The organism is Leisingera sp. (assembly GCF_034669605.1).
In the GTDB taxonomy this organism is placed as follows: domain Bacteria; phylum Pseudomonadota; class Alphaproteobacteria; order Rhodobacterales; family Rhodobacteraceae; genus Leisingera.
Genome location: NZ_JAXMOX010000067.1, coordinates 1 through 20,825, shown reverse-complemented (window position 1 = coordinate 20,825; position 20,825 = coordinate 1). Strand labels below are relative to the sequence as shown.

Sequence of the window (20,825 nt, the reverse complement as noted above, 5' to 3'; positions counted from 1 at the left end):
CGGACCAGTTCGAACTCCCGGGGGGAAGGTCAGGCGCGGGCCGTGCGGCTGGGGCCCCACGTCCCAGGAGGGCATTGCAAAATTTTCACGTTCTAATGCGTTGACCGCATAACTGCCACATCTTCGTTTCCGGATCCTGCACGGCTACGCCTTCTTCTTTCAGCATTTCCAATAGTGTCCTAGAGATGTGGCCAACATGCTCAACGTGCCCACCATAGATGCCGAGGGCACGCCCAATTTCCGCGTTCTTTAGCCCGCCTTCAGGTGCCATTTCCAAAACAGTGCGAACCGCAGATTTCAATAGAGCCATGGCTTGTTGCGCATCGGCGTAAGCTTTGTTCAAATCAGTCATAGTCGATGTTCTCCAGTACGTGCCATCTTTCTCCCCTGCTGCCGCAGCGGTTGCAAGTGTTGCGCCAAGCCCCAAACCACCGCACGCCCCGCTTGCGCGCCCTTAACCCAGGCCTGCCATACTGCAATGCGTCGCGGCACCGGTGCGGACTGACACCCCGCACCAGCAGGAGATACGGACCCCCAAAGACCACCTCTTCATCGGGTGCAGGGAGGGGTCCGCAAACAGGAAGCTTTCAAGCGGACATGGGGCCTTGCGATCCCCATCCGGCCCTCCACCATCCTGGCGGCGCCGCCTCCTTTGACCCGGCCAGCACGACACGGCCTTGCGCATATACCGGCCCCCCGGCCCCAGGCAGCAGATCCCCGGACGGAGCCCGCCTCCCGCCCGGCCCAACCCATGCGCACACGCCGCCGCATGACACCTGCGTGAGCGCGGTTGCCTGAAACCCCGTCCTGTTCCTAAACTTATCCCGACAGCAACAACGCAAAAGAGATCCGGGCATGTCCTTTATCGCAGACAACCAGCTGCCCCTGCTGCTGCTGTTCTTCCTGGCCGGCCTGATCGGCACCGCCTTCCTGTTCCGCAAACCCGCGGGCCACCGCGCCTGGAAACTGGCGGATCTGGTCTGGGTGGTGCTCGGCGGCTTCGGCGCGCTGGCCGCGGTGATCTCCGGCATCTACGCCGCCGACTCATCCAGGCTGGAACGCCAGATCGACATCGCCTATGCCGCGACCGCCGCCTTCGACCGCGACGCCGCCCGGTTCCGGCTCAGGTTCTGCGACCCTGCCTATGACGCCGACATCGCGGTCCTGTGCGAAAAGGTCGAATTCCTCTCCGCCTCGACGGCCGGCAACGCCGAACTGCCGCTGTTCATCGCGGTGACCGATGAAGTCGCGCCGCTGCAGGGCCTCCGCCTCCTGTTCGGCAGCGGCGCAGAAAGCACCGGCGCGATGCAGGAGATGAAAGCCCAGGCCAGCGCCTTTGACCCGGCCGCCTTCCTGGTCTTCACCGCGCTGGACGGCACCGCCCAGGCCGCCGTCGACAACATGCGCCGCAAGGTGCCCGCGATTGCCGGCGACTACCTGATCATCGCCCGCGCCTATGACGCCCTCATCGCCCATGTCTCCAAGCTGAAGGACGAATGGGAATACCTGCAGGCCAACGCCGATATCCTGGTCTGGCAGATCATCGCGCTGTGCCTGGTCAGCTTTGCCGCCCCGTTCCGGCTCGGCAAATCGATTGTCGAGCTGCGCGCGCGCCGCTAACCTCTTCCGGCACGCTCAGGGATTTGCCATGCGAACATTCGACGAGATCCACGCCATCGCCGCAGACCGCCACGGCGGCGCAAAGGCGCTGGAGGCGAAACTCACCAGATCCGGCCCCGATGCCACCGCCCTGCCCGAAGACCGCTGGCTGGCAACCATGACCAAATGCATCTTCCAGGCGGGCTTCAACTGGCAGGTGATCGAGGCCAAGTGGGACGGGTTTGAAGAAGTCTTTCACCGGTTCGACCCCGGCTCTTGCGCCTTTATGGCTGAAGAGGAATTCGACCGGATCCTGCAGGATACCCGGGTGGTCAGGAACGGCGCCAAACTGGCCAGCGTGCGCGAAAACGCCGCCTTCCTGATGGACCTGCGCGCGGACGGCGGTGCGGGCCAGGTTCTGGGCGGCTGGCCCTCCACCGATTACACCGGCCTGCTGGAGATGCTCCGGAAACGCGGCTGCCGGCTGGGCGGCAGCACCGGCCAATACGCCATGCGCTTTGCCGGCCGCGACAGTTTCATCCTGTCCAAGGACGTCACCGCCCGGCTGGTCGCCGAAGGGGTGATCGGCAAACCCGCCGCCTCCAAGACTGCGATGAAAGCGGTGCAGGCCGCCTTCAACACCTGGATGGAACAATCGGGCCGCACATTGACTGACATCAGCCGCGTGCTGGCGATGAGCTGCTGACCGGATGGCCGCGACCGGATGATCCGCTTTCTGCTTCTTGCCCTTCTGGCTGTCTCCGCCTGCGGCCGCCCGCTGACGGACACGGAACGCGCCTATCTGGCCGGGCTGCACGGCTCCAGCCTGGACGCCGGCAAGCTCCGCATCGTGAAGGGCGCGCCGGTTGCCGCCATCACCTTCCGCCGCTCACAGCGCCCGCGCGTCACCTGCCGCGAGCGCATCCTGCCGCCGGTCACCGACGAGGTCGTCACCTCCTCCCCCGCCGCGGTTGCGCTGTTCAACCGGATCTTTTTCGTCCGGGACTGGTACAGCGACGACTACCTGCCGGACTACCCGGACAAGCTGCACCTGGTCGAGGCGATGCTGCTGGCGCATGAGGCGACCCATGTCTGGCAGTGGCAGAACCGCAGGCAAACCGGCTACCACCCGCTGCGCGCCGCCGCCGAGCATGGCGGCCGCCGCGATCCCTACCTGTTCGACCTGGAGGGGGAGCCGGATTTCCTCACCTATGGTTTTGAGCAGCAAGGCGCCATCATCGAGGAATACGTCTGCTGCCGCGCCCTGGCGCCGCAGGCGGCACGGACCCGCCGGCTGCACGGGATGCTGGCGGCGGCAATGCCCGTCAGCGCCCTGCCGCAAAGCCGCGAAAGCGATGTCTACCTGCCCTGGAAAGACGCCGGATTGCGCGGCATCTGCGACTGACCCTGCGTTTCCCGGCGCTGCGAGCGGTTGCGGAAACCAGGTATGGAAAGCCGATTCTTCCGGGCCGGGTTTCACACCGGAGTCCGGCGCCGCAACGTCGCAGTTGTCCCCGCAGGCCGATTGTGTCCAGAACGGTCCTGCAACCACGAAAGGCACAGGCCCTTGACTCAATACGCCCTCATCATGCTGGCCGCGGGCCTTGGCATTCCGGTTCTGGCCGCCCTGAATGCGGCCCTGGGCAAGCTGATCGGCTCTCCCGCCTCAGCCGCTGTGGTGCTGTTCCTGATCGCGCTGGTTTCGACCCTTATCTATTGCCTGATCGCCGGACCGCAGGCCCTGTCGAAAATCCCGGCGGCACCGAAACACTTGCTGCTGGCGGGTGTGCTGGTGGCCTTCTACGTGCTGTCCATCACCTATGTGGCGCCGCATTTCGGGGTCGGCAACGCGGTGTTCTTTGTGCTGATCGGCCAGCTGATCTCAGCGGCGGCCATTGACCACTTCGGGCTGTTCGGCGCCCGGATCAGCCCGCTGACCCTGACCCGCACAGCCGGTATTTCAGTGATGGCGCTGGGGGTCTGGATCACCCAGATGGCGTGACCGGGGGCGGGCAATGCGGAAACATCCGGTGTTTCAGCAGCGGCAGCCCGCCGCCTGCCCTTACCCCTTCTTGCCGGCGATCCGGATTGTGCCTTCCACCTGCGCGCCGCTTTCGGTGGCCATGCTGTGGGCAGACACATCCGCCTTTACCTGCGAGCTGGCCGCCAGCCGCAGGTCCTCGCACTCGATCTTGCCGCTGTAGATGCCTTCAACGGTCACCGACTTCGCGCTCAGGGCGCCGTCAACCGTGCCGCCCGCATGCACCGTGACCGCCTGCGCCGACAGATCGCCGATCACCCGCCCGCGGACTTCGACACTGCCTTTGCTGGAGGTGATATTGCCCTCAATAGTCACATCTTTTTCGATTACCGAATTCACCACGTCTCAGCCCTTTCTGCGCATCCCCGGTCAGCCTATCCTGAAAGGCCCGGTTTGAACACCTGATAGCAAACCGCTGCTCCCGGCCATAGTCCTGCCCTGGGGCGCCCGGCAAGGTTCCGCCGGCCCCGCGCGCAGTCCGCCCCTGGCGCCCGCCTTCACCTTTCCCCAAATACTCCCGCCGGAGGCTCTGCGCCGCCAAGGCGCAGTTTGCTCAGACCGGCACCAGCAGACCGTCCTGCAGTTTCACCTGCCGGTCCATGCGCGCGGCCAATTCCAGGTTGTGGGTGGCAATGAGCGCCGACATGCCGGTGCCGCGCACCAGCTCCATCAGCGCAGCAAAGACCTGGTCCGCGGTGCCGGGATCAAGGTTCCCCGTCGGTTCATCCGCCAACAGCACCCGCGGTGCATTGGCCAGTGCCCGGCAAAAGGCAACCCGCTGCTGCTCGCCGCCCGACAAGGCCGCCGGGCGGTGGCCGGCCCGGCCCGCAAGGCCGACAGCGGCCAAAAGATCCGTTGCCCGCGCCGCGGCGGCCTTCTGCGCCGCGCCATTGGCCAGCTGCGGCAGCACGATGTTTTCCAGCGCGGTGAACTCCGGCAGCAGATGGTGGAACTGATAGACAAAACCCACTTCCTGCCTGCGCACGCGGGTGCGGCGGCGGTCGCCCTTGCGGGTCACGTCCTCGCCCGCAACCCGTACCTCTCCCGCGTCCGGCGTGTCGAGCAGGCCCGCGATATGCAGCAGTGTCGATTTACCGGCACCGGAGGGCGCCACCAGCGCCACCACCTCGCCCGCCTGCAAGGCCAGATCGGCGCCGCGCAGAACATCGACCTGACCGGGCGTGCCCTGCAGATAGGATTTGCTGATCCCGGTCAGCTCCAGCGTCGGTTCACTCATAGCGCAGCGCCTCCACCGGGTTCAGCCGCGCCGCGCGGCGGGCCGGGAAAATGGTCACAAAGAACGACAGCCCCAGCGACAGGGCAACGGCCGACAGCACATCGCCCGCACGCAGCTCGGCCGGCAGCGCATAGATGCCGCGGATCGACGGATCCCAGACCCCGCCGCCCATCAGGTAGTTCACAAAAGAGAAGATCGGATCGATATAAAGCGCAAACAGGCAGCCCAGCAGCACGCCGAACAGCGTGCCCAGCACCCCGGTAAAGGCGCCGCAGATGAAGAACACCCGCATGACGGAGCCTTCGCTGAGACCGATGGTGCGCAGGATGCCGATGTCGCGGCCCTTGTTCTTGACCAGCATGATCAGGCCCGAGACGATGTTCATCGCCGCGATCAGCACCAGGATCGACAGGATGATGAACATCACGTTGTCTTCGACCTCCAAGGCCCGCAGGAACCCGCCCGAGGCATCGCGCCAGGTCCACACCCCCGCGGTGCCGCCTGCCGCCGCCAGGATCGCGGCCGCGATCGCATCGACGTCTTCCGGCTCCTCGACCATCACCTCGATCTCATCCGCCGCGCCTTCGCGGTTGAAGAAGCTCTGCGCCTCGGCAAACGGCAGGTAGACGCGGGTGCGGTCGATGTCCCAGCGCCCGGCGGTGAAGATATACACCACCTCATAGGCATTGACCCGCGGGCTGGTGCCGAATGCGGTCTTGACCCCGTTGGGCGAGATCAGCTTGATCTTGCCGCCCAGGCCCACCCCCAGTTCGCGCGCCACCCCCGAGCCGATGGCGATGCCGTCTTCAAACCGCGCCAGATCGCCCAGCGCCTCCTCGCTTTGGGCCACACCGGGAATGCCCTTGATGTCCGCAGCCGAAATCCCGAACACCTCGACACCTGCGTTGCGCTGGCGCAGGTTCGCCATCACCTGGCCTTTGACCAGCGGCGCTGCACGGGTGACGCCGGGGACAGCGGCCACCGTTTCAGCAAGCGCCTCATAATCCGTCAGCGAGCGGTCCAGCACCCCGGCCTCGGTCACCTCGCCATAGGAATACAGCGTCACATGCGCGTTGGCGCCCAGGATGGTGCCGACAAACTCCGAGCGGAAGCCCGACCGCACCGCCAGCGTTGCAATCAGCGCAAACACCGCAAGCGTAATGCCGATCAAGCTGATCCAGGTCATCACGCTGACCCCGCCCTCGGCCTTGCGGGCGCGCAAGTACCGCCAGGCGATGATCCATTCGAAACGTGAAAACGGCGGAGGTGTCGTGGCCATATGCGGTCCTGCCCGGGAAATTTGCCTGCAACCTGTGCTGCCCGGCGCGCGGGGTCAAGATGTGGTTGCAGATCGGCCGGATAATCCGCCAGCCACGGCAGAAAGCGGCCACCGCAGCCCAGCCAAATCTTCTGCGAAAAAGATTTGCCAAGCGTTTTCCTGAAAACTCTTGCCCCCGGACATGCAAACAAGGGCGCGAAGCCGCGCCCTTCTTCCTGCAATCATTTCAAGCGGGTGACCGGCGCTCAGAAGCCGCGGCCGGTCGGGTGCTTGGCATAGACCGCGGCCACCTTCCTGACCGCCTCTTCCGGGCTCAGCTCCTCGCTCTCGCCGCTGCGGCGCGAGGTCAGCTCCACCACGCCGTTCTTCAGCCCGCGCGGGCCGACCGTGATGCGCCACGGCAGGCCGATCAGGTCCATGGTGGCAAACTTGCCGCCTGCCCGTTCCTTGCGGTCATCATAAAGCGGGTCCAGCCCGGCCGCCGTCAGCGCCGCATAAAGCTGGTTGCAGGCGGCGTCCGCCTCGTCGTCGCCCTGCTTGAGGTTGACGATACCGCAATGGAACGGCGTCACGCCCTCGGGCCAGATGATGCCCTTGTCGTCATGGCTGGCCTCGATGATCGCCCCCAAAAGGCGCGACACGCCAATGCCGTGGCTGCCCATGTGGACCGGCACCGGTTTGCCATCCGGTCCCTGCACAGTGGCGCCCATCGCCTCGGAATATTTGGTGCCGAAATAGAAGATCTGCCCCACTTCGATGCCACGCGCCACCCGGCGGCGCTCCTCGGGGATCTGGTTGAACAGGGCTTCGTCGTGGGTCTCGTCGGTGCGGGCATATTTCGAGGTGAACTCCTCCAGCACGCCCTGGCACTGCGCGACGCTGTCATAGTCGATTTCGCGGTCGCCAAAGGTCAGATCGGTGACGGCGCTGTCATAGAACACTTCCGACTCGCCGGTGTCGGCCAGCACCAGGAATTCATGGGTGTCATCGCCGCCGATGGGTCCGGAATCGGCGCGCATCGGGATCGCCTGCAGCCCCATCCGCTCATAGGTGCGCAGGTAGCTGACCAGATGGCGGTTGTAGGCGTGCAGCGCGTCTTCCTTGGTCAGGTCGAAGTTGTAGCCGTCCTTCATATAGAATTCACGGCCGCGCATTACGCCGAACCGCGGCCGGATCTCGTCGCGGAATTTCCACTGGATCTGATACATCGTCAGCGGCAGGTCCTTGTAGCTGCTGACATGGGCGCGGAAGATGTCGGTGATCAGCTCTTCGGCGGTCGGGGTGAACAGCATGTCGCGGTCATGCCGGTCCTTCATCCGCAGCATTTCCTGGCCATAGGCCTCGTAACGGCCCGACTCGCGCCACAGGTCGGCGGACTGCATGGTCGGCATCTGCATCGGGATGTGGCCGGCGCGGATCTGCTCGTCATGGACGATGCTTTCGATCTTTTTCAAGACTTTGAAGCCAAGCGGCAGCCAGGAATAGATCCCGGCGGAGGATTGCTTGATCATCCCGGCGCGCAGCATCAGCCGGTGGCTGACGATCTGGGCTTCCGAGGGGTTTTCCTTCAGAACCGGCAGGAAATAGCGGGACAGGCGCATCTTGGCTCCATCAATGATGTGTGGTCGGGGTCCCGCCCGGTTTAGTGGCTGTGAGGGATGCGGGCAAGGGGATGTTCTTTTCCTGATAAAAAGCCCCTGCTTGGGAAGCCAACCATCGGGAAGGACAGACGGGCGGAGCCCTTCGCTGAGGCCGGTGCCTTGGAAGGTCACGCTGGCGGTGTACCCATTGGGGCGTGCGGCGTCAGCCGCACACCCCGCGCCTGACTTCCCCCCGGGAGTTCGAACTGGTCCGCGCAGCGGCAAACGCTCCGGGGGAGCGTTTGAGGTTCGGACGGGCGGAGCCCCTCGCACCCAACCGTGCAAGTCAAAGAGCGGCGTTGGCAGGATTTCTCCGGGGGCGTGGCGCGCAGCGGCACGGCCCGCGCCTGACCTTCCCCCGGGAAGGCGCTTCACGCCTCCCCAAGGTCAGGCACGGGCCTTGTGTTGGGCAGCATGCCCGATCGCAGCAAAAAACCACGGGCGCCGGAGCGCCCGCAGTTCTATCACGTCTATCACGCGGTCTTCCGGGTTGAACTACATCTTCGCCCGCTCGGCCCGCAGCGCCAGCCACAGGCAGTAGCACATGATCAGCACCACCAGCGTGAACGGGATGCCGGTCGAGACCGCCGCCCCCTGCAGCGCCGACAACCCGCCGCCCAGCAGCAGCGCAATCGCCACCAGACCTTCGAGCGTGCACCAGAACACCCGCTGGATCACCGGTGCATCCATCTTGCCGCCCGCGGTGATGGTGTCGATCACCAGCGAGCCGGAATCGGACGAGGTCACAAAGAAGATCACAATCAGCACCAGCGACACCGGCGCCACGATCGAATAGAGCGGCAGCTCCTTCAGGAAGCCGAACAGCGCGCCTTCGGGCTTGTAGCTGTCGATCACCGTCGCCTTGACGCCCTCGGCGCCGCCGGCATTCAGCATATCGATGGCACCGCCGCCAAAGGTCGACATCCACAGCGCGCAGACCGCGGTCGGGGCGATCAGCGCGCAGAGCACAAATTCACGCACCGTGCGGCCCTTGGAAATGCGGGCGATGAACATGCCGACAAAGGGCGACCAGGCAATCCACCAGGCCCAGTAGAAGGTGGTCCAGCCGTGGAAATAACTGGTGTCCTCGCGCCCGAACGGGTTCGACAGTTCCGGCAGCAGCATCACGTAATCCGCCATCACGCTGAAATAACGGGTGATGGCCGACACAACACCGGTGGCCAGAATCACAAAGATGAACAGCGCCACCGCCATCACCATGTTGATCTCCGACAGCCGTTTGACGCCGGCATCCATGCCCAGCAGCACCGAGCCCAGCGCAATCGCAGTGATGCCGATGATCAAAAGCACAACCACCGTCGGGGACGGTTCGATGCCAAAGACCTCGTACAGCCCGGCCGCCACCTGCTGCGCCCCCAGGCCCAGCGATGTGGTCAGCCCGAACAGGGTGGCAAAGACCGCCAGCGTGTCGATCGCGTGGCCCCACCAGCCCCAGACCCGTTCGCCCAGGATCGGGTAAAAGGCCGAGCGCAGAGTCAGCGGCAGGCCAAGGTTGTAGCAGAAGATCGCCAGCGACAGGCCAACTGCGGCATACACCGCCCAGCCCTCCAGACCCCAATGGTGGATGGTGCCGACAATGCCGATGTATTCATTGCCCGGCTGGGTGATGTCGATGTTCAGGGGCCGGGCTGCCCCGCCTTCGGAGAAGTTGTAATAGACCGGTTCAAGCACACCGAAGAACAGCAGGCCGATGCCGATGCCGGCCGCGAACATCATCGCAATCCACCCGGCATAGGAATAATCCGGCGTCGCATCCTTGCCGCCGATCCGGACCGCGCCGACCGGCAGAACGATCAACGCCAGGCAGAACAGGGTGATTGCATCCACCGACAGCACCAGGAACCAGTCAAAGGTGCTGGTGAGCCAGGGCCGGAGCCAGCCGAAAAAGACCGCTGCAGCCTCCTGATTGGCGAGCGCAATCAGCACAAACGCCGCGATCAGAACGCTGGAAATCAAAAAGACCGGATTATGGATATCGAGGCCGAACGGCCGGATGTTGTCCTGGCCAAGCTCATGTTCTGTCTCGAAGTCCCAAACCCTCGGATCGGGATCGAGCATTTTCTTTGCCTTTGGCATGACGCCTTCCCTTTTTCTCGTGAACGATTTGCCAAGTGTCGCATTAAATTCAGAAATCGCCTAATCCGGTATTCAGGCCTGCTGCTGCGGCAGGCCGCAGATCGCGCAAAAGGCCGCCGCCGCGCGCCTGCGGCGATACCGCTTTCGGCCCGTCCTGAGGCAAGTGAACGTGAACCGCCGTTCAAGATTCGAAACTGATACCGGAACCATCGCCCTCAGCTGCGGCAAGGGCGGCACAGACCTGGCCAGAACCAAGGGATTGCCCCGCAAGGGGCGGGAAGCCTTCAGCAGTTGCCCCCCAGTTGCCCCCGGCCTTTTCCGCCTTATCCCCGGCTTGCCCACAGGCGATTTGCCCGCAGCCCTTGCAAGCGCCTGCCCCTTCAGGGAAGACTACCCGTCAAGATCCTGAACCAAACGGATAAAGGGCGGCTTGTCTGACCATGGCGCTACCAGCACAGAAACAGTTCAAATACTGGGGCATCGCCGCAGTGGTGTTTGCCGTGGTGATGTGGGCGCTTGGCGGTGTGCTGATGCCCTTCATCCTGGGCGCGGCGATTGCCTATATGATCGACCCGATCGCCGACCGGCTGGAGGCCTGGGGGCTGAGCCGCACTGCGGCCACCGCCCTCATCACGGTCGGCGCGCTGCTGGTGTTCCTGCTGCTGCTGGTGCTGGTTGTGCCGGCGCTGGTGTCGCAGATGATCGACCTGGCACAGGTGCTGCCGCAACTGATGCGCGATCTGCGCAGCTTCGCCTCCGAGCATTTCCCCTCGGTCTTTGAGGAGAACAGCCGCATCCATCAGGCGGTCACCGCCTTCCTGCAGACAATGCAATCACGGGCGGTCGAGGTGCTGCAGTCGGTCGCGGGGTCGGCGGTGTCATTGCTGAACGTGGTGATTCTGCTGGTCATCGTGCCGGTGGTGGCGGTCTATCTGCTGCTCGATTGGGACCGCATGGTCGCCCGCATTGACGAGCTGCTGCCGCGCGACCATCAGCCGGTGATCCGCCACCTGGCCCGCGAGATCGACACGGTGATGGCCTCGTTCATCCGCGGCATGGGCACCGTCTGCCTGATCCTCGGCACCTATTACGCCGTTGCGCTGATGCTGGTGGGGCTGAATTTCGGCCTCGCTGTCGGCTTTATCGCCGGGCTGGTCACTTTCATCCCCTATCTCGGCGCCCTGATCGGCGGCGCGCTGGCGATTGGCCTGGCGCTGTTCCAGTTCTGGGGCGACTGGCTGTCGATCGGGATGGTCGCCGTCATCTTTGCCGTCGGCCAGGTCGCCGAGGGCAATTTCCTGACCCCCAAGCTGGTCGGCGGCTCGGTCGGTCTGCACCCGGTGTGGCTGCTGCTGGCGCTGTCGGTGTTCGGCGCCCTGTTCGGCTTCGTCGGCATGCTGGTGGCCGTTCCTGTCGCCGCCGCGCTGGGGGTCGTCGCCCGGTTCCTGACCGGGCAGTATCTGCACAGCCGCCTCTATCAGGGGCAAAGCCACCGGGACGCAGGGGCCGAATAAGTCACATGGCACAACAGCTGAGCTTTGACCTCCCGGCGAAACCTGCGCTGGGGCGGGAGGATTTCTTTGTCGCCCCGTCCAATGCGATGGCGGTGGCGCTTCTGGACCCGCATTTTGCCTGGCCCAGCGGCAAACTGGTGCTGACCGGCCCCAAGGGCGCCGGCAAGACCCATCTGGCGCATGTCTGGGCCAGCCAGTCGGGCGCGCGGATCCTGGCGGCCGCAGCGCTGACCGCCGAGGCGGTGCCGGGACTGGCGCAGGGCCCCGTGGTGGTCGAGGACGTGCCGCAGACCGCCGGCCGCACCGAACAGCAGAACGCCCTGTTCCATCTGCACAATATGGTGCTGGCAAACGGCCATTCGCTGGTGATGACCGGTCGCGGCGCGCCGAACCTGTGGGGGCTGTCGCTGCCCGATCTGCAAAGCCGGGTGCAGGCCGCCACCCACGCCGAGCTGCAGCCGCCGGACGACCAGCTGCTGGCGGTGGTGCTGGCGAAACTGTTCAACGACCGCCAGATCACCCCGAAGCCGGACGTGATTCCCTATCTGGTCGCGCATATGGACCGTTCCTTTGCCGCCGCGGCGCGGATCGTCGGGCGGCTGGACCACCTGTCGCTGGCCGAAAAACGCAGCCTGTCAAGGCCGCTGGCGGTGCGGGCGCTGTCCGAGATCCGCCAGGAGGCCACGGAAAATGACGCATCCGCAAGCGGTTGACCGCTGCCTTGCCTTCGACCATCCTGACCGCGGATTGCCAGACGGAGCCCTCATGAACGTCACCCAGGACCCCGCCGCCGCCAAGACCGATTGGGGCCCCTTCGGCCGCCCGATCTTTAACGACCCCGGGGCCCGGGCGCTGTCGCGGGTGGGGGTAGTCGATGTCGGCTCCAACTCGGTCCGGCTGGTGGTGTTCGACGGCGCCGCCCGCAGCCCGGCCTATTTCTATAACGAAAAGGTCATGTGCGCGCTGGGGGCCGGGCTGTCGGAGAGCGGCCGGCTGAACCCCGAGGGCCGGGTGCGGGCGCTGTCGGCGCTGCGCCGGTTCCAGCATCTGGCCAGGGGCATGGGCCTGCCGCCGCTGTCCGCCGTCGCCACCGCGGCGGTGCGCGATGCCGCGGACGGACCGGAGTTCTGCGCCGAGGTGCTGCGCGAGACCGGCCTGAAGGTCCATGTCATCGACGGCCGCGAGGAAGCCCGGCTGTCGGCGCAAGGCGTGCTTTTGGGCTGGCCCGGCGCCTATGGGCTGGTCTGCGATATCGGCGGCTCCTCGATGGAGCTGGCGGAGATCCAGGAGAACACCGTCGGGCGGCGGCTGACCTCGTCGCTGGGGCCGCTGAAGCTGCGCGACATCAAGGGCGGGCGCAAGGGCCGCAGGGCGCATATCCGGGAGGTGATCGAGCAGCTGAAAGGCGAAATGGGCCCGCAGCGCGACCGCCTGTTCCTGGTCGGCGGCAGCTGGCGGGCGATTGCCCGGATCGACATGCACCGGCGCGGCTATCCGCTGAAGGTGCTGCATGAATACCGGATGACGGCCAGGGACGTGCGCGAAACCGCGCGCTACATCGAGACCCGCAATCTGGACAAGCTGCGCGACGCCTGCGGCATCTCCTCCAGCCGGATGTCGCTGGTGCCCTATGCGATCGATGTGCTGACCCGGCTGGTCAAGACCTTCAAGCCCAAGGATATCGCGGTGTCCAGCTATGGCATCCGCGAGGGCCTGCTGTACGAGCAGATGCCGCAGCGCCTGCGCGCCCGCGATCCGCTGATCGAGGCCTCGCGCTTTGCCGAGGCCAAGGATGCCCGCGTGCCCGGCTTCGGCGGCACCCTCTATGACTTCGTGATCCCGCTGTTCAGCGGTGCCCGGCTTGCCAAGCGGCGGCTGGTCAAGGCGGCCTGCCTGCTGCATGACGTCAGCTGGCGCGCCCATCCCGACTACCGCGCCGAGGTCTGTTTCGACAATGCCACCCGCGCCAACCTGGGCGGGCTGAAACATTCCGAGCGGGTGTTCCTGGGGCTGGCGCTGCTGCACCGCTACAGCAACAAGCGGCAGGGCAGCGCCTTTGAGAATCTCTATGCGCTGCTGGATGTGAAAGGCCAGCACGAGGCCGAGGTGCTAGGCAAGGCGATGCGGTTCGGCGCCATGCTGATGCTGACCAGCAGCGGCGATATCGGCTCCCTGCGCTGGCAGCCGCGCAAGCGGGTTCTGCATGCCGAACTGCCGGATGCGGCCCGGCCGCTGTACGGCGAAGTGGCTGCAGCCAGGCTGCAGGCTCTGGGCAAGGCACTGGAGGCTGAGATCGTCCTGACCTTCAACAAGCCCGCGCCGCCGCCTGACGCCGAATGACCGGGCCTGCGGGCGTCAGATTTCGGTGACGCCTTCCTCATCCCCCTGATCCTTGTCCGCGGGCGCATTGTCCTTGGGCTTTTTGCGGATGATGATATCGCCGTTGGGCAGGATCTCGGGCAGCTCATAGGCGCTCCAGTCCTCCACCTGCTTGGCAATGTCCGCCAGGGCCGGTCCCATTTCGGCCAGGAAAGCGCCCATCGAGGGGCCGATCTCCTCCATCATGCCTTGCAGGTCTTCCAGAGCCGGCGCCATTTCCTCGCGCAGCCCCTCCCAGAACAGCTCCGCCCCGCGTTCCATCAGCGAGGGCGCATCGCCCTCCTCACCCGCTTCCTGGGCGGCAAGCGGAGCGGACATCAGGGCGGTCAGGGCGGCGGGCAAAAGGATCTGTTTCATGAGGGGTAATATAGGGACAGGCTGACGGCAGGAACAGGGGGCCGCGCCAAGGAGATGCGAAGCGCAGTCACAGCAACACAGGCCGCTGCCCGGCAGCCCCCCGGCACCATCCGGCCCGGGGGCGCAGGCTGCAAATGTCTGTTGCGCGCAAATGGCCCGGTCACAAAGCTGTTGCCGCAACGGCGGCGCGGCGACTACCCTGCCCCTTGCAAACCTCTGCCGGGGATCGTCAGGTCAGGAGGCTCGTCACGATGAATACGCCAAAGACAGATGCCAAGGCAGCACCTGCTGCCAAGAAAGACGACAGTAAGAAACTGACGGACCAGCTTGCCAAGGAAGTAAGCGAGCGCGCCGGCAAACTGGTTCCGAAAATAAATGCGGCCTTCACAAAAGCCAGAACCGAGGCGGTGAAACAAGCCAAGGCCGAGCTGGAGAAAAAGGCGAAGAAGGAGGCCAAAGGCGGCAAACCCGATGCAAAGGAGCTGGCCAAGAAAAAAAGCGAGCTGGAAAAACGGATTCCAAGCTTTAGCGCGGCCATCAGCGACACCATCGAAAGCAGCGGCCTGCGCACAGCGGACGAGCAAGCCTATTACGCGATAAAAGGCTGGTCCAGCACCTGCTCCTCTGCCCATATGCGGCGGGCGGCAATCCATGTTCCGGTCACGGCCGTCCGGGCCGGCAAATCCAAGGTCATCCCGCACAAGAAAACCAACCTGCTGACCTATTTTCCGTCCAAGTATTCCCATGCCGACCACCTCGACGAAAAGAAGGAAGTCTGGGCCATCATGTCCTATGCGGATTTTGCCAAAGCATGGGCCGATGCCGTCAAGGGCGCCAAACTGGCAAACTGGGGCGGCAAGAAGCCGGATCTGGCTCCGGATGATCCCTGGCATGTGGAACTGCCGCGCAAGGCCGTGAAAGGCGGAGCAGACAAGGCGGATGTCGTCAAGAAAACGCGGCCCGGACGCAGCGATAAAGAGGTCAATGCCTGCGTGGAAAACTACGCCGAATACATCGCTTTGACGGATGAGCTGCCGAAAGGCAAAAAGCTGAAACGGAACGCGGAAATCGAGAAGAATTACAAGTCGCTCTTCGACAAGAAATTCAAGGCTGCCAAGGCCAAGGTCGACGCCGAACGCAAGAAGGCAAAGGAACAGGCCGAAAAGGCAGCCAAAGCCGAGGCCAAGGAAAAGGACAAGAAGGCCGACCCCAAGGCGGTAAAGGCCAAGACCGACGAAGCAACAAAGAAGCTGAACGATGATCTGGAAAAGCGGGCGAAAAAGCTGGTCAACAAAATGAATCCCGACCCAAGCCGGTTCAAGCTGGAAAAATAACCCGGCCGCCTTTGTGACCTTGGAGTGGCGGCCGTCCGGGGGCCACACTGCTATCTGGCACTTGCGTCAATTGGGCCTGGCCATGGCTGCACCGCAGGCAGCGACTCAGGCCAGGTCAATATCCAGCGTCACCGGAAAATGGTCCGAGGCGTCAAGCAGCGCCTGCCGCATCTCGTCATCGCCATAGCATTCCGCATCCTCGAACGGGTGCCAGATCCGCCACTTGGGGGCGAACCCCATCAGGCTGTGCGAGATCATCACATAATCCAGCAGTGCCGTAAAATACCGTTTGGTCTCAGCGTTGTAGAACCGCGAGCTACTGGGCAGCGAGGTGGCGCGCGGCGGCAGAAGGCATTGCGCGTGGGGGTCATTCAGCAAATCGCCCATCACGATTTCGACCGAAGACTGACCAAAGAGTTTTTCGTAGGCGTCCGAACCGGGGCCATCATTGAGATCGCCCATCACGATCACATGCTCACCTGCGGCCACATGTTCCGCGGCCCGCCGGTGGAGCCAATTCGCCTGCGCCAGCTGCTTGCGCTGATTGGCAATGGCGAGGGCAGTGATGTCCTTGGGCATTCTGGCCCCATGCGGCGCCTTGGACTTCAGATGCGCGCCAATCATCCGCAGCGCGGTGCCGCCCCGGGTGGTGACCGCCAGTTCCAGCGGCGGTTTGGAGAACTCCGCCTTGTCCAGCCGTTCATCAACATCGAGGTCGATCTCGAACACGCCGTTAAACAGCGGGGCGGTCTCGCTGGCGCGGGCATCATGCACCGCGTCCAGCGCATCGGGATCATAAAGAAGCGCGATTTCCTGGTGGGTGTCGTTCGGAAATCCGCTGACCGCCTCGCGCGCGCGCAGGCCCGCCTCGGCAGCGAAATTCTCCAGCGCGCGGGTGCTGCGCTGGGTCCGGCCGGTGTTGGGGGCCTCGATCACCATGATGGCGTCGGCGTCGATGCGCTGCAGCACATGGGCGATGGCCCGCCCCTGCGTGTAGCGGTCAACGCCGTAAACGCCGGACGGCTTGCCATCCAGCATCAGCCGGTCGTTCTTGTCGAACAGATCGGCGAACCATTCGATATTATAGGTTGCGATCCGCATTGCCGCAGCACCCGCTGATCTCGTCCCAGGCGCGGTTGATGTCGATCATCCGCTTTTCCGCCAGCCGCACTGCCTCCTCCGGGACGCCGCGGGCGATCATCGCATCCGGGTGGGTGTCGCGCACCAGCTTGCGCCAATGCATGCGGATCTCCTCCCTGGACATCTGCGGCGAGACGCCCAGCACGGTATAGGGATCCTTGGGTGCATCCGGCACAAACCGGGCCCGCAGCGCCTGGAACTGCTGCGGGGTCTGGCCGAAGATGCGGCTCACTTCCTCGAGGAATTCATTCTCGCCGGGGTGATAGAACCCATCCGCCATGGCGATGTGGAACAGCCCCTCCATCAGGTCGCACAGCGTGGTGGGATCATCGGCAAACATGCTGTGGATGCGGCGGGCGTATTCCTGGTAGCCGGCCACATCGGTGCGCGCCATGTCAAAGACGCGGGCGGCGCCGGTTTCATCATCGCGGGCGATCTGAAACACTTCGCGAAAGGCGGTGACCTCGTCGCGGGTGACCTGGCCGTCGGCCTTGGCCATCTTGGCGCCAAGCGCGATCACGGCAATGGCAAAGGCCACGGTGCGTTCGGGCGGTGCGCGCAGGCGGTCGAAAACTTCGGACAGGCTTTCGCCTGCGGCAAGTGCGGCCAGCGCGTCGGATATGCGGGTCCAGAGTGACATGCTGCCAGCCTATGCGTCTTTGCCGGGGTTGTCAGGGGCGGGAATACCGGGTGTCAGGATTTTCTGCATGAAAACAGTGTCGAGCCAGCGTCCCTGCTTGCAGCCCAGCTCCGGCATCCGGGCGGTTTCCAGGTATCCCAAGGCGGCGTGAAAACCGATTGCCGCGGGGTTGGCACTGCTGACACTGGCGATCAGCACATGAATGCCCGCCTGTTCCGCCTTGGCCTCCAAAGCCTGCATCAAGGCGCGGCCCGCCCCCTGCGCTTGCGCTTCGGGCAGCAGGTGGATCGTATGCTCCGCCGTGCAGCGGTAGCCGGGGCCGGAGCGGAACGGAAAGAAATGCGCGTGGCCAAGGATCCTGCCGTCCTGTTCCGCCACCAGATAGGCGCCGTTGCCGGCCTCGATCTGGTGGCGGACATCTTCGGGCGATTTTTCAATGCTGTTGAAGGTGGCCAGCGTGTCGCGGATCACCCAATTGGCGATGGCGCAGACGGCTTCGGCATCATCCGGGCAGGCAGAGCGGATTTTCATCGCAGCACCCTTGGCCCATGCGGGGTGGCGAATTCGGCCATCATCGCGGGCGCCCCCGGCTCCACTGCGACGCGCGGGTCTGCAAGGATCCGGTCCAGCGCGGCTTGCAGCTCTGCCGCCTCCGGGTGGCTGAGGATCAGGCGGGTCAGGCTGCAGCCCGATTGCGGCAGCTTGCCCGCAGGCGGCTCGGCCTGCCACTGCAGCACCGCAGGGAAGAGATTGTCATAGGGGAGCAGCCCGTCCGCCGGCACCGTCATCAGCCATTTGAGGGAGCCGCGCTGCATTGCCACATGGCGCTGCGCATGGGGCGGCAGCAGCGGTTTTTCGGCCTCCAGATCTTCGCTGCGCAGGATCCAGTTGCTGAGCCGCGCGGGGCCGGTGAACCGGTCGAGGTTGAACCAGCGCGGCTGCTCCTGCGGCTGCTGCTCCGGGTCGATGGCGATGGCCTCAAGATACAGCCCGTCCGCCAGCCCGATCAGCCGGTTACGGGTGCCATAGCGCGCATGGGCGCCGCCGGGGCCAAGGGCGATGCCCAGGGCCTCCTCCAGATGCGCCGCGGCCTCTGCCAGCGTTGTGCCTGCCACGGCCAGGTGGTCGAGTATCATATGCGCGCCCTCCGCTTTTGCGGCTGAGACTAACGGTGCGGCGGCGGGGTTCAAGGCGGGATTTTGGGCCGGGCGGGCGCGTGGCGGTTGCGGCGTGTTCCGGGCAGCATAGTTTCAGAACCAGACCGCCACCGCCCAGACACCCGCAATCACCGTCGGGTAAAACGTCCCGGCAAAGCCCAGCCCCCTGAGCGGCGGCGACAGGTGATAGCCGGCCCAGAACAGCATGCGCATCAGCGCAAAAGACAGGCCAAGGGCAAGAACCACCGCGCCGCCCAGTGCCGCGGCGGCGAAGGGCCAGACCGCAAGCGCCAGCACCAGCTGCTCGGCGGTGTTGGTCAGCACCCGCTGGTCGATCCCGGCCGGCGAGCCGGGAGCAAAGGGGGCCCCGTCGATGATCGTATCGTCAAAGAACCGCCGCTGCGCGATGCGGCCGATGATCAGGGCGAGGATCAGACCCGGCGCAAGGAAGGCGCCGGGCAAGGCGATCGGGGCCGGGATATACGGCAGGCCGAGCCATTGCGGCAGGCCGGTCACCACGACGCCCCAAAGGGCGCCCAGGGCCATGCCGGTCAGGATCTGGGGACGTTTGGATCGCTGCATGGCGCCACTCAATCACCGCGCCGCCGGTTTGCCAAGATCCAGCGCCAGGCTGAACAGCCAAGCGGAAAGAGGCAGCGGGTTCTGAAAACAAATCTCCGGACCGGAGCGCTCCCGCCCGCTGGCGGCCGTGCCTTTGGCACATCCGCACCGGTTGGGCGCGGCATCGCGCGCCGCTGGCGCGCGATGCCGGCAGCCAGCCTGAAGGCTGGCTGCCAAGCCAAAAGCCGCCAAGGGGTCTGCCCCGAAGGGCAGGCACCTGCGGGTGCGGGAGTGCCCCCCCTTGCCCGCAAGCGCCAAACCTCTGGGTCAGGCCCGCGCTTCGCGGATCAGGCGCAGGATGTCCTGGGCGGCCTCGGGGATGTTGGTGCCGGGGCCGAAGATTGCTTTGACGCCCTTGGAATACAGGAACTCGTAATCCTGCTGCGGGATCACACCGCCGCAGATCACGATGATGTCGCCTGCGCCTTCGGCCTGCAGCGCCTCAACCAGCTGCGGTGCCAGCGTCTTGTGGCCTGCGGCCTGGCTGGAGATGCCGATCACATGCACGTCGTTGTCGATGGCGTCCTGCGCCGCCTCGGCCGGGGTCTGGAACAGCGGGCCGACGTCGACGTCAAAGCCGATGTCGGCAAAGGCGGTGGCAATCACCTTGGCGCCGCGGTCATGGCCGTCCTGGCCCATTTTCACCACCAGCAGGCGCGGGCGGCGGCCTTCTTCTTCGGCGAAATCCTCGATCGATTTCTGGATCGCGGCAAAGCCCTCGTCACCCTCGTATGCGGCACCATAGACGCCCGCCAGGGTCTTCACCTCGGCGCGGTGGCGGCCGAATTCCTTTTCCATCGCCATGGAGATCTCTCCGACTGAGGCCCGCGCGCGGGCGGCTTCGACTGCGGCTTCCAACAGGTTGCCGCTGCCCGCCTGGGCGCGGCGGGTCAGTTCATCCAACGCGGCCTGGCAGGCGGCCTCGTCGCGGGTCTCGCGCATCTTCTGCAGGCGGGCGATCTGGGCGTCGCGCACCGCGTGGTTATCGACATCCAGGATGTCGATCGGGTCTTCCTTGTCCTTGCGGTACTTGTTGACGCCGACCACCACCTCGTCGCCGCGGTCGATCATCGCCTGGCGGCGGGCAGCGCTTTCCTCGATGCGCAGCTTCGGCATGCCGCTCTCGACCGCCTTGGTCATGCCGCCCATCTCCTCGACCTCTTCGATCAGCGCCCAGGCTTGCTCGATCAGATCGTTGGTGAGGCTTTCGACATAGTAGGAGCCGGCCAGCGGGTCGACCACATTGGTGACGCCGGTTTCCTCCTGCAGCACCAGCTGGGTGTTGCGGGCAATCCGGGCGGAGAAGTCGGTGGGCAGCGCGATGGCCTCGTCCAGCGCGTTGGTGTGCAGGGACTGGGTGCCGCCCAGAACCGCGCTCATCGCCTCATAGGCGGTGCGGATCACGTTGTTGTAGGGATCCTGCTCCTGCAAGGACACCCCCGAGGTCTGTCAATGGGTGCGCAGCATCTTGGAGCGTTCGGACTTGGCGCCGAATTCGGTCATCACCCGGTGCCACAGGGTGCGGGCAGCGCGCAGCTTGGCGATTTCCATGAAGAAATTCATGCCGATCGCAAAGAAGAACGACAGGCGGCCGGCGAATTTGTCCACATCCATGCCGGCGTCCAAAGCGGCGCGCACGTATTCGCGCCCGTCGGCGATGGTATAGGCCAGCTCCTGCACCAGGTTCGCGCCGGCCTCCTGCATGTGGTAGCCGGAGATCGAGATCGAGTTGAACTTGGGCATCTCGTTCGAGGTGTATTCAATGATATCCGAGATGATCCGCATCGAGG

The 20,825-nt window shown here is 64.9% G+C and carries 20 protein-coding genes and 1 pseudogene; 8 read left to right on the top strand and 13 right to left on the bottom strand.

What is annotated here, in order from left to right; genetic code table 11:
• Nucleotides 1–85 precede the first annotated feature (85 nt).
• Nucleotides 86–352, bottom strand: coding sequence for a hypothetical protein (locus tag VOI29_RS10450; RefSeq protein ID WP_323778489.1), 267 nt, complete (start codon nucleotides 350–352; stop codon nucleotides 86–88).
• A gap of 503 nt (nucleotides 353–855) precedes the next feature.
• Here VOI29_RS10450 and VOI29_RS10445 point away from each other — a divergent pair.
• The 4 genes from VOI29_RS10445 (at nucleotide 856) to VOI29_RS10430 (ending at nucleotide 3,601) form a co-directional block, all read left to right on the top strand.
• Nucleotides 856–1,620 carry a hypothetical protein gene (locus VOI29_RS10445; protein WP_323778487.1) on the top strand — a complete coding sequence of 255 codons (765 nt, stop codon included), beginning with the start codon at nucleotides 856–858 and terminating at the stop codon, nucleotides 1,618–1,620.
• A 28-nt stretch (nucleotides 1,621–1,648) separates the two neighbouring features.
• On the top strand, nucleotides 1,649–2,305 hold the full coding sequence (locus tag VOI29_RS10440; protein ID WP_323778485.1) for a DNA-3-methyladenine glycosylase I: 657 nt from the start codon (nucleotides 1,649–1,651) through the stop codon (nucleotides 2,303–2,305).
• A gap of 18 nt (nucleotides 2,306–2,323) precedes the next feature.
• The gene (locus VOI29_RS10435) at nucleotides 2,324–3,004 is read left to right on the top strand and encodes a hypothetical protein (protein WP_323778483.1); all 681 of its coding nucleotides are present in this window, start codon (nucleotides 2,324–2,326) and stop codon (nucleotides 3,002–3,004) included.
• A 162-nt stretch (nucleotides 3,005–3,166) separates the two neighbouring features.
• Nucleotides 3,167–3,601 carry a DMT family transporter gene (locus VOI29_RS10430; RefSeq protein WP_323778481.1) on the top strand — a complete coding sequence of 145 codons (435 nt, stop codon included), beginning with the start codon at nucleotides 3,167–3,169 and terminating at the stop codon, nucleotides 3,599–3,601.
• A 60-nt stretch (nucleotides 3,602–3,661) separates the two neighbouring features.
• Here the strand turns inward: VOI29_RS10430 and VOI29_RS10425 are convergent, their stop codons facing one another.
• From VOI29_RS10425 to VOI29_RS10405, 5 genes are all read right to left on the bottom strand, one after another.
• Complete coding sequence (locus tag VOI29_RS10425; RefSeq protein WP_323778480.1) at nucleotides 3,662–3,982, bottom strand: polymer-forming cytoskeletal protein; 321 nt, start codon at nucleotides 3,980–3,982, stop codon at nucleotides 3,662–3,664.
• A 211-nt stretch (nucleotides 3,983–4,193) separates the two neighbouring features.
• Complete coding sequence (locus VOI29_RS10420) at nucleotides 4,194–4,877, bottom strand: ABC transporter ATP-binding protein (protein ID WP_323778478.1); 684 nt, start codon at nucleotides 4,875–4,877, stop codon at nucleotides 4,194–4,196.
• Entirely contained in the window at nucleotides 4,870–6,156 is a 1,287-nt protein-coding gene (locus tag VOI29_RS10415; protein ID WP_323778476.1) for a lipoprotein-releasing ABC transporter permease subunit, read from the bottom strand. Before VOI29_RS10415 ends, VOI29_RS10420 begins: the two co-directional genes overlap by 8 nt.
• 245 nt (nucleotides 6,157–6,401) lie before the next feature.
• Nucleotides 6,402–7,757, bottom strand: coding sequence for a proline--tRNA ligase (gene proS, locus VOI29_RS10410; protein ID WP_024089530.1), 1,356 nt, complete (start codon nucleotides 7,755–7,757; stop codon nucleotides 6,402–6,404).
• A 534-nt stretch (nucleotides 7,758–8,291) separates the two neighbouring features.
• The gene (locus VOI29_RS10405) at nucleotides 8,292–9,893 is read right to left on the bottom strand and encodes a BCCT family transporter (RefSeq protein WP_323778474.1); all 1,602 of its coding nucleotides are present in this window, start codon (nucleotides 9,891–9,893) and stop codon (nucleotides 8,292–8,294) included.
• 440 nt (nucleotides 9,894–10,333) lie between these two features.
• On the opposite strand from VOI29_RS10405, the gene VOI29_RS10400 reads away from it, so the two are divergent.
• The 3 genes from VOI29_RS10400 to VOI29_RS10390 are packed head-to-tail and all read left to right on the top strand — an operon-like array spanning nucleotide 10,334 to nucleotide 13,747.
• A complete protein-coding gene (locus tag VOI29_RS10400; RefSeq protein WP_323778472.1) occupies nucleotides 10,334–11,407 on the top strand; it encodes an AI-2E family transporter in 1,074 nt (357 codons plus the stop codon).
• Nucleotides 11,408–11,412: 5 nt separating this feature from the next.
• The gene (locus VOI29_RS10395; protein ID WP_323778470.1) at nucleotides 11,413–12,120 is read left to right on the top strand and encodes an HdaA/DnaA family protein; all 708 of its coding nucleotides are present in this window, start codon (nucleotides 11,413–11,415) and stop codon (nucleotides 12,118–12,120) included.
• A 52-nt stretch (nucleotides 12,121–12,172) separates the two neighbouring features.
• Complete coding sequence (locus tag VOI29_RS10390; RefSeq protein ID WP_323778491.1) at nucleotides 12,173–13,747, top strand: Ppx/GppA family phosphatase; 1,575 nt, start codon at nucleotides 12,173–12,175, stop codon at nucleotides 13,745–13,747.
• A 15-nt stretch (nucleotides 13,748–13,762) separates the two neighbouring features.
• On the opposite strand, the gene VOI29_RS10385 is transcribed toward VOI29_RS10390, so the two are convergent.
• Complete coding sequence (locus VOI29_RS10385) at nucleotides 13,763–14,143, bottom strand: hypothetical protein (RefSeq protein WP_323778469.1); 381 nt, start codon at nucleotides 14,141–14,143, stop codon at nucleotides 13,763–13,765.
• Nucleotides 14,144–14,394: 251 nt separating this feature from the next.
• On the opposite strand from VOI29_RS10385, the gene VOI29_RS10380 reads away from it, so the two are divergent.
• A complete protein-coding gene (locus VOI29_RS10380; RefSeq protein WP_323778468.1) occupies nucleotides 14,395–15,477 on the top strand; it encodes a hypothetical protein in 1,083 nt (360 codons plus the stop codon).
• A 105-nt stretch (nucleotides 15,478–15,582) separates the two neighbouring features.
• Here VOI29_RS10380 and VOI29_RS10375 read toward each other — a convergent pair whose 3' ends face one another.
• From VOI29_RS10375 to scpA, 6 genes and pseudogenes are all read right to left on the bottom strand, one after another.
• Nucleotides 15,583–16,578 (bottom strand): endonuclease/exonuclease/phosphatase family protein, encoded by a 996-nt coding sequence (locus VOI29_RS10375; protein ID WP_323778466.1) that lies wholly within the window; start codon nucleotides 16,576–16,578, stop codon nucleotides 15,583–15,585.
• The gene (locus tag VOI29_RS10370; RefSeq protein WP_323778465.1) at nucleotides 16,559–17,257 is read right to left on the bottom strand and encodes a molecular chaperone DjiA; all 699 of its coding nucleotides are present in this window, start codon (nucleotides 17,255–17,257) and stop codon (nucleotides 16,559–16,561) included. The genes VOI29_RS10375 and VOI29_RS10370 overlap by 20 nt, the downstream gene beginning before the upstream one ends.
• 9 nt (nucleotides 17,258–17,266) lie before the next feature.
• Nucleotides 17,267–17,788, bottom strand: a complete 522-nt coding sequence (locus tag VOI29_RS10365; protein WP_323778463.1) for a GNAT family N-acetyltransferase — start codon at nucleotides 17,786–17,788, stop codon at nucleotides 17,267–17,269.
• Complete coding sequence (locus tag VOI29_RS10360) at nucleotides 17,785–18,393, bottom strand: VOC family protein (protein ID WP_323778461.1); 609 nt, start codon at nucleotides 18,391–18,393, stop codon at nucleotides 17,785–17,787. Before VOI29_RS10360 ends, VOI29_RS10365 begins: the two co-directional genes overlap by 4 nt.
• 114 nt (nucleotides 18,394–18,507) lie before the next feature.
• Nucleotides 18,508–18,996 (bottom strand): MAPEG family protein, encoded by a 489-nt coding sequence (locus tag VOI29_RS10355; protein ID WP_323778458.1) that lies wholly within the window; start codon nucleotides 18,994–18,996, stop codon nucleotides 18,508–18,510.
• 306 nt (nucleotides 18,997–19,302) lie between these two features.
• Nucleotides 19,303–20,825: pseudogene (gene scpA / locus VOI29_RS10350) on the bottom strand (methylmalonyl-CoA mutase); the annotation flags it as partial.

Coding starts and splice junctions, on each gene's coding strand:
- VOI29_RS10450 (WP_323778489.1), bottom strand. CDS start 352: ATGACTGATTTGAACAAAGCTTACGCCGATGCGCAACAAGCCATGGCT.
- VOI29_RS10445 (WP_323778487.1), top strand. CDS start 856: ATGTCCTTTATCGCAGACAACCAGCTGCCCCTGCTGCTGCTGTTCTTC.
- VOI29_RS10440 (WP_323778485.1), top strand. CDS start 1,649: ATGCGAACATTCGACGAGATCCACGCCATCGCCGCAGACCGCCACGGC.
- VOI29_RS10435 (WP_323778483.1), top strand. CDS start 2,324: ATGATCCGCTTTCTGCTTCTTGCCCTTCTGGCTGTCTCCGCCTGCGGC.
- VOI29_RS10420 (WP_323778478.1), bottom strand. CDS start 4,877: ATGAGTGAACCGACGCTGGAGCTGACCGGGATCAGCAAATCCTATCTG.
- VOI29_RS10415 (WP_323778476.1), bottom strand. CDS start 6,156: ATGGCCACGACACCTCCGCCGTTTTCACGTTTCGAATGGATCATCGCC.
- proS (WP_024089530.1), bottom strand. CDS start 7,757: ATGCGCCTGTCCCGCTATTTCCTGCCGGTTCTGAAGGAAAACCCCTCG.
- VOI29_RS10405 (WP_323778474.1), bottom strand. CDS start 9,893: ATGCCAAAGGCAAAGAAAATGCTCGATCCCGATCCGAGGGTTTGGGAC.
- VOI29_RS10400 (WP_323778472.1), top strand. CDS start 10,334: ATGGCGCTACCAGCACAGAAACAGTTCAAATACTGGGGCATCGCCGCA.
- VOI29_RS10395 (WP_323778470.1), top strand. CDS start 11,413: ATGGCACAACAGCTGAGCTTTGACCTCCCGGCGAAACCTGCGCTGGGG.
- VOI29_RS10390 (WP_323778491.1), top strand. CDS start 12,173: ATGAACGTCACCCAGGACCCCGCCGCCGCCAAGACCGATTGGGGCCCC.
- VOI29_RS10385 (WP_323778469.1), bottom strand. CDS start 14,143: ATGAAACAGATCCTTTTGCCCGCCGCCCTGACCGCCCTGATGTCCGCT.
- VOI29_RS10380 (WP_323778468.1), top strand. CDS start 14,395: ATGAATACGCCAAAGACAGATGCCAAGGCAGCACCTGCTGCCAAGAAA.
- VOI29_RS10375 (WP_323778466.1), bottom strand. CDS start 16,578: ATGCGGATCGCAACCTATAATATCGAATGGTTCGCCGATCTGTTCGAC.
- VOI29_RS10370 (WP_323778465.1), bottom strand. CDS start 17,257: ATGTCACTCTGGACCCGCATATCCGACGCGCTGGCCGCACTTGCCGCA.
- VOI29_RS10365 (WP_323778463.1), bottom strand. CDS start 17,788: ATGAAAATCCGCTCTGCCTGCCCGGATGATGCCGAAGCCGTCTGCGCC.
- VOI29_RS10360 (WP_323778461.1), bottom strand. CDS start 18,393: ATGATACTCGACCACCTGGCCGTGGCAGGCACAACGCTGGCAGAGGCC.
- VOI29_RS10355 (WP_323778458.1), bottom strand. CDS start 18,996: ATGCAGCGATCCAAACGTCCCCAGATCCTGACCGGCATGGCCCTGGGC.